Source organism: Myroides albus (genome assembly GCF_024722315.1).
GTDB lineage: Bacteria > Bacteroidota > Bacteroidia > Flavobacteriales > Flavobacteriaceae > Flavobacterium > Flavobacterium album_A.
Map to the genome: position 1 here is coordinate 2,661,229 of NZ_CP102754.1, position 15,022 is coordinate 2,676,250.

The window sequence follows — 15,022 nt, forward strand, 5'->3', positions numbered from 1 at the left end:
TCGATAGTAAATACGTAATCATTTTTGTCGGGATATTGCCCTTTGATATGCATTGCATTTTTACCATCTCTTCCTTGTCCAGGTGCTGCTTTAGCGATAGAGTTTACTCCATAAGTATTAGTGGTTTTAACAAAAGTTTCCCAATCATTGAAGTTTGCTACAATGTCTGGTTGGTTAACATTAACTCCATCTACTCCTTGACCATCAGAGTCTGTTGTTTCTTCATTACCTCCTTGACCATTATCCTCATCTGGATCAGCTGGCTTTTCTGTCCAATCTTGATCAGTAGGATCAGTGACAATAGGATCTTTCGTACACGAGAGTGTTAATAACGATAGTCCTAAGACTAGTAAAAGTGACTTTTTTTTCATTGTAAAAGTGTTTTCAATTAATAAAAGTGTTTTCAATTAATAAAAGTGTTTCAGTTTTGTGTTTGTTTGTTGTTCAAATTCTGTCAAAAATATTTGATTTTATAAAGTTAGGGTTATTTAGTGGTATAAAAAAAAGAGCCTCTTTAAAGAAGCTCTTTTATACTATATTTAACTAAGTTTTATTTCCAAAGATTCTCTGCCGGTTTTCCACCCCAGATTTGTGTAGCTAAGTAAGGGTTGTCGATAAAAGGATTACGGTTACCTTGTGAGTATTGATGGTTTCCACCGTGGTACTCATTTCTTTTTTTCTCCATATCAGATACTTTGTCCTCTGCATTCCAATCCAGCAACATATCTACCATTTTAGGATCTACTTTGTTTGTAGGGCCTATGGCAACACCAGTTGGTAAACATTGATTATCATAATTAAGATACATATACATCATCATACGTGCTACATCACCTTTCCATTCATCTCCAGGGTACCATCCTCCACTTACTGGCCCAGAGAGACCTGAACCTTTAGCAAATTTTTCATTATCTCTTTTTCCGTTCCATTCTACATCAGCTGGTCTTAAATGGTGAACATCTGAATTAGCTTTTTCATTTCCCTTTAAATTAGGTGTTCCTAATGCTCTGGCATAGGTATGTTCTCTATTCCATTGTCCTTTATTACCTCCGTGATTAGCTTTGTTTCTTGAAAAAGCTTGAACCCCATTTTTTACCCCAGGATGACCATATATTAAATAAACTTCATTAGTGTTTGGTACTAAATCTGTTATACTCATAGCTTCCCAAAGTTTGTTAGTATATCCTAATGTTTGGTGATGTGTTTTTTTAACTAAATCAGCTAAAGCACTATACAAAGCCATTCCTTTTGTATCTTTAAAATTAATACTTGAGTAATATGCTTTTTGATCAGCAGGAATTTTATAGTCTCCTGGATCGACAGGATCTGTACCTGGCTCACCATCTCCACCAGCATCACTTTCAGTTCCGTCTTCGTATCTAATCTCATCGATTACCAAGTCATAAGCAGCATCTTTACCAACTTTAATAGCAAAGGTTTTACCAGTTCCAGTAGTATTATATCCAGTCACACCAGTTTTAAGGTCTAAAACAACTTTAACCCATTTTCCTTTTGTATCTATAATTCCTGTATAGCTTGGTGTAGTACTATTTGGATCGGATGTCTGTGGTTTTGTATCTGCAGTAATATTTTTGCTATCAGACATATCACCTACATTATAAGCATAGTAGGATTTACCATCTGGTTTGAAAACCAACAAGGTTAACGATTTTGCTGAAGTACCTTTTACAAGTAAAGATAATTTCGTTGCATTTTTGACTACTTTTTTTACGTTTTCAACTGTAAATACATAGTCGTTTGCTGAAGGTGTACCCTTTAAACTTAATCCATTTTTATTGTCCCAACCTGTACCAATGGCTTGAGTAGCATATGGTTTTATTTTGGTTCCTTGATAATCTTGAAGTGTACCTAAGAATGTATCCCAAACTTCGAAATCTGCTCCAGGGAAAACTACTGTTTTTCCAGGTTTAACTTCAATAGGTGTGTTGGGGTCGGGGTCAGTTGGATCTGGATTTGGTTTTTCCGGATTCGTAGTTTCGGGATTCTCTATATCAGTAGGATCCGTCACAATAGGGTCTTTGGTACAAGAAAATATAGCCAAAGCCATCCCTAATACTAAAAAGATTGAAATTTTCTTCATTACTAATAAATTTTAGTATACAATTAAATATTTTAAGTGAAGTGTATTTCTATGTTTAGAAATTCACATAAAGTTACTTAATTGTATGAAGAAATCAAAGTTAAAGAGCAAGCTTTTATTGAAGCTTGCTCTTGTTTATTTTATTTCCATCTGTTTTCAGCCACTGGGCCACCCCAGATTTGTGTTGCTAAGTATGGGTTATCGATAAAAGGGTTTCTATTTCCTTGTGAATTAGCATTTTTAGGATTTCCATGAAAATCATTTCTCTGTATCTCTAAGTCAGCTACAGGATCTTCTGCGTTCCATTTTAAAAACAATTCAACCATTCCTTTATCTGTCGAAACTGGTGAGCTTATTGCGATTAAATTAGCATCACACTGTTGATTATATACAAGGTACATGTACATCATCATGCGAGCAACATCTCCTCTCCACTCATCGCCTGGATACCATCCACCTCCAAGTTTTCTTGCTTTACCAGATCCTTCAATAAAGTGTAAGTTTCCACGATCACTATTGTGTTTAATAATCGAAGGTCTTAAATGATGGGCGTCTACACCTGGTCCTTTGGATCTTCCCAAAACAGGGTTTCCTTGCGATTGTGCAAATACATGTTCTCTATTCCATCCAGAGTTTGAAGTATAAGTGTGATTACCACTTGTTGTACCTTTTTCTCCGTAAATCATATACAATTTTCCATCTGGAGATCGATCGGTAATTGCAATAGCATGCTTATTAGCTGTATATGATATATCATTTTTTTTCTGAATTAGTTTAGCTAAAGCAACTTTTAGCTCCATTCCAGTTTTCTTGAAATCAATATTAGCGTAATATGCTTTTTGATCAGCAGGTATGTTTTTAAAATCTCCTGATTGACCAGTTCCTGGATCAACTGGATCTGGATCTACCGGATCCACAGGAGTTGTAGGTTTAGCATCGTCAAACACAATAGAAGAAACAAGTAGGTTATAAGCAGCTTTGCTACCAACTTTGAATCCAAATACTGAACCTGTTTTAGATTTGTTGTAATCTACATCAGAGATATCAAGTGTGATTTTAATCCAATTATTAGCGTTTATTTTTACTCCAACATAGTCATTAACTCCAATGTTTGAATCACTTTCTTGTTTTTTATTAGTTTTTTTAAGTATTAAGTCAGAAGATAGCGTAATATCCGTTTTACTGGCAATTTGTTCATCTGTACGCAAGTTGAATACTTCATATCCTGCGTTAGTGTATACATTAAAAGACAGTGATTTGTCAGCTGTTCCTTTAATGTAGAAAGTAATACTTTTTGCGTTAGCAGCCACAGTTTGGTTTTCGGTAGTGAAAACATAACCGTTTGCCTGAGGAGTACCGTTTATTTGTAAGGCATTTCCGCCATCTTTTCCTTGACCAGTAACAACTTTAGCGTAAGTGGCTAATTTGAATTTGTTCAAAGACTTTAAAAACTCTGTAGGATTGTTAAAGTCAGCAACAGTTTCCGGTTTGTTAATGTCAATACCTGCATCTCCATCTGGTTGCGGTTTTGAAGGTTCTGTAGGCCCTGTAGGGTCAGTTGGTTTTGAAGGTTCTTCAGTATCAGGACGAGTTGGGTCCGTTACAATAGGGTCTTTGCTACAAGAAAAAATGGCCATAGCCATCCCTAAAGCTAAAAAAAATGAAGCTTTTTTCATTTCAAAGGGTGTTTTTCAATTAAATCAGTGAAGTGTTTTGTCCTATTGATATATAAGTAGTGTTTACAATAGGATATTATATAAACAACAATAGCAAGCTTTAATTAAAGCTTGCTATTGTTTATTTTATTTCCAAAGGTTATTAGCTGTTGGTCCTCCCCAAATTAAAGTAGCTAAGTATGGATTATCAATAAAAGGATTTCTATTTCCTTGTCCATATTGATTACTTGCATTTCCAAGGTACTCATTTCTTTGTGTTTCTATTTCCGAAACTGGATCAATAGCGTTCCATTCTAATAATAGGTCAACCATTTTACTGTCAACTTTGTTTTTAGAACCAATTGCTACTCCAGTTGGTAAACATCTAGATTCATAACGTAAGTACATATACATCATCATACGAGCTACATCACCTCTCCATTCATCACCAGGATACCATCCTCCTGATACTTTTCCAGAAAGTCCACTTCCGTTAGCAAATTTTAAATTTCCACGAGTTGAATTCCATCCTGTATCTGATGCTCTTAAGTGGTGAGCATCAGCACCTGGTCCAGAAGTACCTAAGTTAGGTGTACCCAATGATTTAGCATAGGTGTGTTCTCTATTCCACTGATTGGCATTTCCTCCATTAGCATTTACACCTCTTGTATAGGCTTGTTTACCAGAATTTGTGCCTTTGTGACCGTATAATAAGTATACAGTCCTTCCATCAGGTGTTAAATCAGTGTTTTTGATAGCTCCCCAAACACCATCGTAGCTTAATGTCTTCTTGTGGGTAGATTTAACCAAAGTAGTTAAAGCTTGTTTTAAAGCCATTCCTTTAGTTGTTTTAAAGTCTATTGTACTATAATAGCTTTGTAGTTGAGCAGGAACTTTTATATCACCAGGCTCTGTCGGATCAACGGGATCCACTGGATCTACCGGATCCACAGGAGTTGTAGGTTTAGCATCGTCAAACACAATAGAAGAAACAAGTAGGTTATAAGCAGCTTTGCTACCAACTTTGAATCCAAATACTGAACCTGTTTTAGATTTGTTGTAATCTACATCAGAGATATCAAGTGTGATTTTAATCCAATTATTAGCGTTTATTTTTACTCCAACATAGTCATTGACTCCAATGTTTGAATCACTTTCTTGTTTTTTAGTAGTTTTTTTAAGTACTAAGTCAGAAGATAGCGTAATATCCTTTTTATTGGCAATTTGTTCATCTGTACGCAAGTTGAATACTTCATATCCTGCGTTAGTGTATACATTAAAAGACAGTGATTTGTCAGCTGTTCCCTTAATATAGAAAGTGATACTTTTTGCGTTAGCAGCCACAGTTTGGTTTTCGGTAGTGAAAACATAACCGTTTGCCTGAGGAGTACCGTTTATTTGTAAGGCATTTCCGCCATCTTTTCCTTGACCAGTAACAACTTTAGCGTAAGTGGCTAATTTGAATTTGTTCAAAGACTTTAAAAACTCTGTAGGATTGTTAAAGTCAGCAACAGTTTCCGGTTTGTTAACGTCAATACCTGCATCTCCATCTGGTTGCGGTTTTGAAGGTTCTGTAGGCCCTGTAGGGTCGGTTGGTTTTGAAGGTTCTTCAGTATCAGGACGAGTTGGGTCCGTTACAATAGGGTCTTTGCTACAAGAAAAAATGGCCATAGCCATCCCTAAAGCTAAAATAAATGAAGCTTTTTTCATTTCTAAGGGTGTTTTTCAATTAAATTTTATAAGTGAGTTTAAATTTTAGTTATGTTGTTTGTTTTAGTAGGTAGTTTATTGTTTCTTTCTTTCTAATAAAGCCATGTAAAAACCGTCAAATCCCGATTCGTGGGCAAGAATCTTGTGGTCTTTAACGAAAGTAAAGTCTTTACCAGCCTCGCTATTTAAAAAGTGTTCTATTTGTTTTTCGTTTTCTGAAGGTAAAATTGAGCAAGTAGCGTAAACTAATTTTCCTCCAGGTTTTAATATTTTAGAATAATCTTGAAGAACTTGTCGTTGAACTTGTTTGATTTCTTCTATAAACTCTGGTTTAAGCTTCCATTTGCTATCTGGGTTTCTCTTTAGCACACCAAGTCCACTACAAGGAGCGTCAATTAGTACACGATCAGCTTTGTCGTGTAGTTTTTTAATTGTTTTAGTTCCTTCAATGATGCGGTATTCTATATTGAAAGCACCGTTTCTTTTGGCTCTTATTTTAAGTTGTTTTTGCTTGCTTTCATAGATATCCATAGCAATAATTTGCCCTTTGTTTTCCATTAACGAAGCAATGTGTAGTGTTTTTCCACCTGCACCTGCACAAGTGTCTACCACTCTCATTCCAGGTTGTACATCTAATAAAGGAGCAACAAGTTGGGAAGAAGCATCTTGAACTTCAAAAAGTCCTTCTTTAAAGGCATCTGTTAAGAAAACATTTGCGCGTTCTTTTAAAACTAAGGCATCTGGATATTCAGTAGTTTTGATTGTCTCAATGTCTAAATCCATTAAGATACCATAAAGTTTGTCACGTGTAGTTTTTAGGGTATTTACACGTAGAATCACACTAGCTTGTTTGTTTTGTGCCGCAATTTCTTTTGTCCACAATTCTTCACCCAGTTCTTTTATACCTAATTCATCCATCCAATCAGGGATAGATTCTCTGTATTTTCTCGTTTTTGTTAACTCGTCAAATCTTCCTTTGATTCTTCGAACCGGAGTATTTTCAAAGTATTTCCAATCTGGTAAATTATAACCTCTCAGAACAGCCCATACAGCAAATACGCGCCACATATCATCTCTGTTAAATGGCTCTTTTACTTCAGCTATTTCGGCATATAGTCTTTTCCAACGTACTATTTCGTAAATTGTTTCTGCAACGAATTTTCTGTCAGCACTTCCCCAGCGTTTGTCTTTTTTTAAAGCTCTTGCTACCACTTTATCAGCATATTCTCCTTCGTTGAAGATTGCAAGTAGTGAGTCAATAACTGTAAATACAAGGTTTCTATGTAGTCTCATTAATATATAAATAAAATAGCCCACAAATATACATCTTTTGTGAGCTATTAGAACATGACTAATGTTATTTTATCGTTATTAAATATTATTTCTTTTCCTTGTATTTACGAAGTAATTTTCGGTTGAAATCATCTTCGGCTTTTTTAAGTAATAAGATTTTTTTATTTGACAATATTTTTTTTGCTTCCGTTAAGAAGTCTTTTCGCGTACTAAAGTAAGCCTCTTCAAAATCAATGAGTTCCTGTATCTTTTTTGAAGCTTCTTTCTCACTCATGGTTTCAATCTCTGAAATTTCATTGTGTTTTAAGAATTTGACTATTTCATTGTGTCTCAATTCTGACATTTTATGGTCATAAGTATTGTACAAAGGCCAAAATTTTTCAGCTTCAGTTGTGCTTAAATTTAAAACTGAAGTTAGGTGAGCTATTTTTAATGAGCGAATTTGTTCTCCGTGATCTTGTGCTTTGATTGAAAGCATGCAGATAAATAGAAAGAATAGGGTTATGTGTTTTTTCATAAATTAATCATTTAAATAATACTCAATATCAATGTTTGTCAAGACGTAATCATTAATCTCTTTTTGATTGAGTTCAATGGATTGCTCTAATTCTTGGATGTCTTGTTCATCAAATGAATTGATGAAGTCACTTGATAGGGTGAGTGTTGTGTTGTATTCAATGTAGTTGCTTATTGCTTCGTCTTTGAGTGTTTCTTGTTTTTCAGAAGTATAGAAAAATGTCAAACCTATGACTAAAGCAATAGTGGCTGCTATTGAACTGTAATAATAGCGTTTGATTCTCTTTTGGGGTTTAGAAACGCTATTGTTTTTTTGTTCAATATTTTGCATCAATCTACCTTCAAAAGATTCGAAGTAGTTATCTGGCGTTTTAAAAAGCTTTTTATTATTAAAAGAAGTTTTTCTTTCCATGTTTTTAACCTTTCCATATTAGACGAAAAAAAGCGTCTTGGGTTTAATTGTCTTTTAAATATTCTTCTATTTTCTTCGATGCGATGTGGTATGACGCCTTTAGTGCACCGACACTTGTCTGTAATATTTCAGATAGAGAGTCATAGTCAATCTCTTGATAATACCTCATTTTAAATACTAATTGTTGTTTTTCAGGCAGTGTGTTAATAGCTTTTTGCAAGAGAATCTCAGCTTCATCTCCATTGAATAATTCATCTGCGTATAACTGGTCTATGATGAGGTCATTGAGTTCTTCAGTAGAGACGCGTTGCATTCTACTTTTAGACTTGAGAAAGTCTAATGCCTGATTTGTAGCTATTCTGTACAACCAAGAGAATAACTTGCTATCTTGTTTGAAGGAATCTATATTATTGAAAATTTTGATGAAAGTCTCTTGAAGTATATCATCAGTGTCATCATGGTTGAATACAAGTGAGCGTATCTGATGATACAATCTTTCCTTGTACAAATGAACCACCTCGCGAAAAGCTTCGTTTTTTGTAGAAGGATTTTTTAACCGCTCTATTAAAGTTTGTTCGTCAAGATCCAAGGTGATTCTAATTTAAGATTGCGCTAAAAGTAAAATTAGGTAAACTCTCTGAGATTATACTAATAGTATTCTTATTTTTGCTAAAAAAAACATGGTAAAGACAGTGATTTTTGATATGGATGGTGTTATTGTGGATACAGAACCTGTACACAGATACGCTTATCACAGACATTTTGATGAATTGGGGATAGAAGTGAGTGAACATGTTTACAACTCTTTTACGGGACATTCTACTAAAAATACCTATGAGCGCATTAAAGAATTGTATGGTGTTCAAGGTGAGGTTAAGGATTTAGTCTTGCGCAAGCGAAATTTGTTTAATGATTCTTTCGACACGAAAGCAGATTTAGATTTGATTGCTGGAGTTCGCCCTTTGATTGAAGGTCTATATCAAGCAGGAGTTGAGTTAATTGTAGGTTCTTCAGCATCTAAAAGTACCATTGATAGAGTCTTTACTCGTTTTGGATTATATCCTTTTTTTACCCATATAGTTAGTGGAGAAGACTTTCCTAAATCAAAGCCAGATCCCACTATTTTTTTGACTGCAGCTTCATTAGCCAAAAACAGTGATAAGCAAGATTGTCTTATTATAGAGGATAGTACAAATGGTATAAAAGCAGCAAATGCTGCTGGTATTCGCGTTATCGGATATAAAAGTGAAAATTCGAAACAACAAGATTATACGGGAGCTGATTATATCGTAAGGGATTTTCGTGAGATAGATGCTCAGTATATCATTGGACTAAAGTAAGCTTGTATCATTTTGCAATTAGCACTTTTTATTTTTGAACAGATGGATTGGCAAGCTATCATTAAGTAACTATATAGCTATTGTATCAAAGGATAGGATCAAAGGTGCGTTTAGCTGGGAGAGGATTATAATCTTTTAATCTTTGAGTGACTTACATTTAAAGTTAATACAGGTTTCTGATTGTTTTTATGTTGTCAATGTTAAGTTATAATAGATTCATTGTAGAGTTAATTCAAGTGTATCTATGTTATGTTTGATTGAAGTTATAAGGAACATAAAGATTTAAATAACAAGTTGAGCTTAGAAATAAAAGTGATTTGTTTTTTAAGTAGGGGGAATTTTGTAAATTTGCGTTCTTTGATTATAAACACAAAATATATAAATGTTTCACAGGTATATTAAATTAGGTATTGCAGCTGCACTTTTTGCAACAGCAATTTGGCAATTCGTAGAAGGGAATATAGGGAATGGGATTTTTCTATTGTTTTTAATGGGGTTAGTAATCCTATTGTACTTCAAAAACGAGTATATTCTTTTGGCTTTTTTAAAGCTGAGAAAACAAGATTTTGAAGGTGCTCAAAAATGGTTGGATAAGATTAAAAACCCTGAAACAGCTTTAGTGCGCAAGCAGAATGGATACTATAATTACCTAATGGGAATTATGACATCTCAAACTAACTTGAACGCTTCTGAAAAATACATGAAGAAAGCAATCGAATTGGGATTGAATATGGATCAAGATTTGGCCATGGCTAAGTTACAATTAGCTGGAATTGCTATGACTAAGCGCAGAAAAATTGAGGCGACTAAGCTTTTAAGTGAAGCGCAAAAACTTGACAAACAAGGAATGCTAAAAGAACAAGTAAAAATGATGAAAGAACAAATGAAGAGATTCTAATCTCGTTTGTTTACAATATAAAAAAACCTCTCAATTTATTGAGAGGTTTTTTATTATATAATATCTTCAGATGTAAATCTCAGTTTTACTGAAGGGTATTTGCTTTGTGTCATTTGAATAGAGAATTCACTATCAGCTAAAAACACCAATTGTCCAGATTTGTCAAAGGCAAGGAACTTTTGTTTTACACGTTTAAATTCTTTAAACTCATCATTTTTAGGATCATCTGGCTGTACCCAACATGCTTTATAAGCAGGGAAGTTTTCATACGTACATTTAGCTCCATATTCATGCTCTAAACGGTATTGTATTACTTCGTACTGAAGTGCTCCAACAGTACCAATTACCTTACGACCATTCATTTCAAGGGTGAATAACTGTGCTACTCCTTCGTCCATTAACTGATCAATCCCTTTTTCTAATTGCTTAGATTTCATCGGGTCAGCATTGTTAATGTATCTAAAGTGTTCAGGAGAGAAACTTGGAATACCTTTAAATTGCATGATTTCTCCTTCAGTTAATGTGTCTCCGATCTTGAAGTTACCAGTATCGTGAAGTCCTACAATATCACCAGCATAAGAGATATCTACAATTTCTTTTTTCTCTGCAAAGAAAGCATTCGGACTGGCAAACTTCATCTTTTTACCTTGTCTTACATGTAGATAAGGAGTGTTTCTTTCAAAAGTACCAGATACGATTTTAATAAAAGCTAAACGGTCTCTGTGTTTAGGGTCCATATTAGCGTGAATCTTAAATACAAAACCAGAGAAAGCATCCTCTTTAGGATCTACTAGTCTTGTGTCAGATTCTTTGGCTCTTGGAGAAGGAGCGATTTGAATAAAACAGTCTAATAGTTCGCGTACACCAAAATTGTTTAATGCAGAACCAAAGAATACAGGTTGTAGTTCTCCTTTTACATATTGTTCTCTGTCGAATTCCGGATAAATACCTTCAATGATTTCAAGTTCTTCTCTCAGTTTTCCTGCTGCAGTTTGCCCTACTAATTTGTCAAGTTCTCCAGAAGCTAAGTCTGAAACCTTAATGACATCTTCTATGTTTTTGCGGCTGTCATCACTGAATAAGTTGATATTCTTCTCCCAAATATTGTATATTCCTTTAAAGTCATACCCCATACCGATTGGGTAACTTAAAGGTGTAACTTTCAATTGAAGCTTTTGCTCTACTTCATCCATTAAGTCAAAAGCATCGCGACCTTCACGGTCAAGTTTGTTGATGAAAACAATCATAGGAATGTTTCTCATGCGACAAACTTCCACTAATTTTTCAGTTTGTTCCTCAACCCCTTTTGCCACGTCAATTACGACAATCACACTGTCCACTGCCGTTAGTGTACGGAATGTATCTTCAGCGAAATCCTTGTGACCAGGAGTATCAAGAATGTTGATTTTTTTATCTTTATAATTAAATGCAAGAACAGATGTTGCAACAGAAATACCTCTTTGACGTTCAATCTCCATAAAGTCAGAAGTAGCTCCTTTTTTTATTTTATTGTTTTTTACAGCACCAGCTTCTTGGATTGCTCCACCAAATAATAGTAATTTTTCTGTTAAAGTAGTCTTACCAGCATCTGGGTGAGCAATAACACCAAAGGTTCTTCTGCGTTCAATCTCTTTTAAAAAACTCATTATTAAAAATTTTTAGGCTACAAAAGTAGTTATATTTTAAATAATTTGATAGTTTTTATTCCACAGGGCTAAAAGCAGAGATAAGACAAAGGAATATTGGAGTGTCTTTTAATAAGTTGATCAGTGATTGTTTCCCGTTAAAAGCAAATCCATTGTAATACAGATGGTGCTTTCTTGGGGTTTTCTAGGGGGATGCTTGCAGTTTGCTTGGGAAAACACCCCTTGTTCCCAGTAAAAGTGCAAGAATACCCGAAGAAAAGCGCAAGAAACCCCAAGAAAGGCTCCCTCATTTTATATTCTTAATAAACCTATATTGTAGCTTTAAAGAGGGGCAATGATCAAGTACAAGTCAGTATGTCAATTGACTGATACCCCAATAACAAACAAGTTTGTGTTTTTAAATAATCTCCTAAGTAGAAATATACTCAGTAAAAAAGCTGCGACTTGGTGTAGTCATTGGTTCAAGGGACAAAAAGAAATTCTAATTAGATACTTTATGTTGTTTTTGGGGTTTTTGGTCAACAACTCAGCAATATTCTTCTTGATTCTGGTTGATTAGGTTTGATAGCTGTTAATTAATCTTGTATTGCGTTTACCAAATTTTTTCACATAGGGTCAGCAGAGCGTTAGAGAATGAAGTTCTTCTTTTATCCACCTGATTAAATTTGTATTGTATAATTTAGTTTTTCAAGTTAATTGCGTTTCTTACGTTGCACTATTTCGCGTAGTGGTGAAAGTGAAAAAAAGGTTTAGAAAGAGAATTTGGTTTATTTTTAAATACTCAAGCCTCTAAAGTATATATAAGTAAAGTATTTCGTTATTTTTGTAAGATTGAATTTTAAAACAATAAAACTATTGTATTTGGAAATGACTAAATTTAAAAAGAAATGCCTGCAGTTGTGCTTTTTATCTCTTTCAGCATTAGTTGCTTATTCATGTGATGGCAAGGATGCAGAAACAAAGAATAATATGGCTGCTCGAGTAAACAATACTTATTTGGCAAAAGATAAATTAGAAGATATTGTTCCCGTAAAGGTAACTGGCAAAGATAGTCTTGCTTTTGTACATCGTTTTATTGATAAATGGGCTACAAAGCAACTGTTAATCGAAGCAGCACAGTTAAATTTACCAGAAGATAAAGTCGTGGAAATCGATCAGTTGGTAGAGAACTTTAAATCTGATTTATCTATAAAGGCTTATTTGGAGCTATTAGTGCAGAATAAGATAGACACCATTATATCAGATAATCAGTTAAAGGAGTATTACGAATCGTATAAGAGTAATTTTTTAGTAGATGATATGTTGGTTCAGTTGGCCTACGTGAATGTATTAAATGACAATACAAACTTTGCAACTATTAAGAGAAAGTTTAATTCTACAAAGTCAAGTGAGATTAATTCATTAGAAAATTTATCTTTGCAGATGAAGTCTTATTTTCTAAATGACGATGTGTGGATTGAAGTAGGTAATATTTACGAAAGATTGCCGTTTATTACATTAGAAAATAGGAGGGATTTTTTACGTTCGAATTACAGTTTTGAATATAGCGCTGAATCAAGTACATATTTTGTACGTGTGAAGTCTGTAATCCCCAAAGGGGGAATCATTCCTTTCGAGTTTATAAAAAAATCATTGAGATCATTAATTATTAATGACCGCAAAGTAGAATTAATGAAACAGATACAAGAAGATATTATAAAAGATGCAAAAAATAATAAGAGGTATGAGATTTTTTAATAAGAAGACATTATTGGCTTTAGCTATGTCATTGTCTTTTGTTGGTATTTCCCAAGGTCAATCAGCCAATACTCAAAAGAGAAAGATTGATGGAGTAGTAGGAGTAGTTGGTAAATATGTGATTTTAGATTCTGAAATTGACAAAACATTATTGGAGTTAAAAGCACAGAATATCCCTGTGGGAAGTTTATCTCGCTGTGAATTATTTGAAAAATTATTAGAGGATAAGTTATATGCTCACCAAGCGTTGCAAGATAGTTTAGATGTTCCAGATGCAGAGGTAACTACTTTTATGTCTGAACAGATTAATGGGATGGTAGAGCAAGTAGGATCGATGGATCGCATCTTGAAGTTTTACAACAAAAAGAATGAAGAAGAATTTCGCGAGTACTTTTTTGAGATTGTAAAGCAGAATAAATTAACTCAGAATATGCAAAAGCACATTGTAGAGAAAGTAACTATCACTCCAGAAGAAGTGCGTCAGTTCTACAAATCTATTCCTGAGGATGAATTGCCAATGATTGGAGATGAAGTGGAGATTGCAGAAATTGTTGTCAGACCAGAGGTTTCAAAAGAGCAAAAACAAAAAGTAATTGACCGTTTAAATGAAATGCGTAGAGATGTTTTAGAGAACGGGGCGAGCTTTTTTAGTAAGGCTGTATTATTTACAGACGATAAGGGGTCCGCAACAAATGGAGGATTTTATTCTATAACAAAGAAGTCGCCATTTGTAAAAGAGTTTAAAGAAGTTGCTTTTAGTTTAGCAGAAGGTGAAATTTCACAACCATTTGAAACTGAGTTCGGATATCATATCATTTATTTAGAGAAAATTAGAGGTCAGAATTTAGATTTGAGACATATTCTCTTGGTACCAAAACCTACAGATGAGGCTTTAGAAGAAGCAAAGAAAAAAATCGAGGGGATTCGCGAGAAAATTGTCAATAAAGAAATTAGTTTTGCCGATGCAGCAGCAGCGTCTTCAGATAATAAAGATACCAAGCAAAACGGCGGTATTATGAGAGATCAGATGACAATGGATCCGCGTTTCGAGTTAAATAATATGGATGATAGAGAATTGTATCAGTTAGTTGCTAATCTTGGAGAAGGAGAAGTATCTCAACCAGCGATTAAGTACGATTTTCACAAACAAGAAAAAACTTACCGCATTGTTACGATAAATAAAAAGTATCCATCACATAAAATGGATTTTGCGGAAGATTATACGAAGATTAGAAACCTTGCATTGAATAAAAAACAAGGAGAAGAACTTCAAAAATGGATATCTAAGAAGCTAAATGATGCTTATATCAATATCCAAGGTGAATTTCGCGATTGTAAATTCCGTAATAATTGGGTCAAAAAATAAGAATTTAATAATCTGAGATAAAGAAAACGACATTTTAGCAATAGGCTGAAATGTCGTTTTTTTATAAAATAAAGGGTAAATTTTACAAAATCCTATTTTAACCATTAAAAAAGAATTAATATCAAATAAAATGGTTTTAATTATTAAAAGTACTGAGTTTTATTCATCAAAATAGAATCTTTATAAATAATAATTTTTGGTTTTGAGGGTTTGATTAAAAATTTTTGAAAATAAAGAAGTTTGATTAAATTTGTGATGACAAAAATAAATACCAGTACAACTCTTTTTTAGATTAAAAGTTAATTGGTCTTGAATCACTTAAAGCAAGAGTGATATGAGTTTCTTAAT

General features: G+C 33.9%; 12 protein-coding genes. 4 read left to right on the top strand and 8 right to left on the bottom strand.

Going from position 1 to position 15,022, the window contains the following annotated elements:
- Window positions 1-550 precede the first annotated feature (550 nt).
- The 7 genes from NWE55_RS12120 to NWE55_RS12150 form a co-directional block, all read right to left on the bottom strand.
- Window positions 551-2,101, bottom strand: coding sequence for an endonuclease I family protein (locus NWE55_RS12120; RefSeq protein WP_258204091.1), 1,551 nt, complete (start codon window positions 2,099-2,101; stop codon window positions 551-553).
- 140 nt (window positions 2,102-2,241) lie between these two features.
- Window positions 2,242-3,777, bottom strand: a complete 1,536-nt coding sequence (locus tag NWE55_RS12125) for an endonuclease I family protein (RefSeq protein ID WP_258204092.1) — start codon at window positions 3,775-3,777, stop codon at window positions 2,242-2,244.
- A gap of 126 nt (window positions 3,778-3,903) precedes the next feature.
- Complete coding sequence (locus NWE55_RS12130) at window positions 3,904-5,466, bottom strand: endonuclease I family protein (RefSeq protein ID WP_258204093.1); 1,563 nt, start codon at window positions 5,464-5,466, stop codon at window positions 3,904-3,906.
- A 75-nt stretch (window positions 5,467-5,541) separates the two neighbouring features.
- Window positions 5,542-6,759: an RsmB/NOP family class I SAM-dependent RNA methyltransferase gene (locus NWE55_RS12135; protein ID WP_258204094.1), complete on the bottom strand. Its 1,218-nt coding sequence runs from the start codon at window positions 6,757-6,759 to the stop codon at window positions 5,542-5,544.
- Between the two features lie 85 nt (window positions 6,760-6,844).
- Window positions 6,845-7,276 carry a hypothetical protein gene (locus NWE55_RS12140; RefSeq protein WP_155091176.1) on the bottom strand — a complete coding sequence of 144 codons (432 nt, stop codon included), beginning with the start codon at window positions 7,274-7,276 and terminating at the stop codon, window positions 6,845-6,847.
- Between the two features lie 3 nt (window positions 7,277-7,279).
- The gene (locus tag NWE55_RS12145) at window positions 7,280-7,687 is read right to left on the bottom strand and encodes a hypothetical protein (RefSeq protein WP_155091177.1); all 408 of its coding nucleotides are present in this window, start codon (window positions 7,685-7,687) and stop codon (window positions 7,280-7,282) included.
- A 43-nt stretch (window positions 7,688-7,730) separates the two neighbouring features.
- Entirely contained in the window at window positions 7,731-8,276 is a 546-nt protein-coding gene (locus NWE55_RS12150; RefSeq protein WP_160339207.1) for an RNA polymerase sigma factor, read from the bottom strand.
- Window positions 8,277-8,367: 91 nt separating this feature from the next.
- On the opposite strand from NWE55_RS12150, the gene NWE55_RS12155 reads away from it, so the two are divergent.
- Window positions 8,368-9,027, top strand: a complete 660-nt coding sequence (locus NWE55_RS12155; protein ID WP_155091179.1) for an HAD family hydrolase — start codon at window positions 8,368-8,370, stop codon at window positions 9,025-9,027.
- A 382-nt stretch (window positions 9,028-9,409) separates the two neighbouring features.
- Entirely contained in the window at window positions 9,410-9,925 is a 516-nt protein-coding gene (locus tag NWE55_RS12160; RefSeq protein ID WP_155091180.1) for a DUF2892 domain-containing protein, read from the top strand.
- A 53-nt stretch (window positions 9,926-9,978) separates the two neighbouring features.
- Here the strand turns inward: NWE55_RS12160 and NWE55_RS12165 are convergent, their stop codons facing one another.
- The gene (locus NWE55_RS12165) at window positions 9,979-11,571 is read right to left on the bottom strand and encodes a peptide chain release factor 3 (RefSeq protein ID WP_160339206.1); all 1,593 of its coding nucleotides are present in this window, start codon (window positions 11,569-11,571) and stop codon (window positions 9,979-9,981) included.
- An 867-nt stretch (window positions 11,572-12,438) separates the two neighbouring features.
- Between NWE55_RS12165 and NWE55_RS12170 the strand changes: the two genes are divergently transcribed.
- Window positions 12,439-13,308 carry a hypothetical protein gene (locus tag NWE55_RS12170; protein WP_155091182.1) on the top strand — a complete coding sequence of 290 codons (870 nt, stop codon included), beginning with the start codon at window positions 12,439-12,441 and terminating at the stop codon, window positions 13,306-13,308.
- Window positions 13,295-14,674: a peptidylprolyl isomerase gene (locus NWE55_RS12175; protein ID WP_155091183.1), complete on the top strand. Its 1,380-nt coding sequence runs from the start codon at window positions 13,295-13,297 to the stop codon at window positions 14,672-14,674. The genes NWE55_RS12170 and NWE55_RS12175 overlap by 14 nt, the downstream gene beginning before the upstream one ends.
- Window positions 14,675-15,022 lie beyond the last annotated feature (348 nt).

Bases quoted from the DNA above. Each gene is read 5' to 3' on its own strand.
- NWE55_RS12155 (WP_155091179.1), top strand. From the start codon at position 8,368: ATGGTAAAGACAGTGATTTTTGATATGGATGGTGTTATTGTGGATACA.
- NWE55_RS12160 (WP_155091180.1), top strand. From the start codon at position 9,410: ATGTTTCACAGGTATATTAAATTAGGTATTGCAGCTGCACTTTTTGCA.
- NWE55_RS12140 (WP_155091176.1), bottom strand. From the start codon at position 7,276: ATGAAAAAACACATAACCCTATTCTTTCTATTTATCTGCATGCTTTCA.
- NWE55_RS12125 (WP_258204092.1), bottom strand. From the start codon at position 3,777: ATGAAAAAAGCTTCATTTTTTTTAGCTTTAGGGATGGCTATGGCCATT.
- NWE55_RS12120 (WP_258204091.1), bottom strand. From the start codon at position 2,101: ATGAAGAAAATTTCAATCTTTTTAGTATTAGGGATGGCTTTGGCTATA.
- NWE55_RS12170 (WP_155091182.1), top strand. From the start codon at position 12,439: ATGACTAAATTTAAAAAGAAATGCCTGCAGTTGTGCTTTTTATCTCTT.
- NWE55_RS12175 (WP_155091183.1), top strand. From the start codon at position 13,295: ATGAGATTTTTTAATAAGAAGACATTATTGGCTTTAGCTATGTCATTG.
- NWE55_RS12145 (WP_155091177.1), bottom strand. From the start codon at position 7,687: ATGGAAAGAAAAACTTCTTTTAATAATAAAAAGCTTTTTAAAACGCCA.
- NWE55_RS12135 (WP_258204094.1), bottom strand. From the start codon at position 6,759: ATGAGACTACATAGAAACCTTGTATTTACAGTTATTGACTCACTACTT.
- NWE55_RS12130 (WP_258204093.1), bottom strand. From the start codon at position 5,466: ATGAAAAAAGCTTCATTTATTTTAGCTTTAGGGATGGCTATGGCCATT.
- NWE55_RS12165 (WP_160339206.1), bottom strand. From the start codon at position 11,571: ATGAGTTTTTTAAAAGAGATTGAACGCAGAAGAACCTTTGGTGTTATT.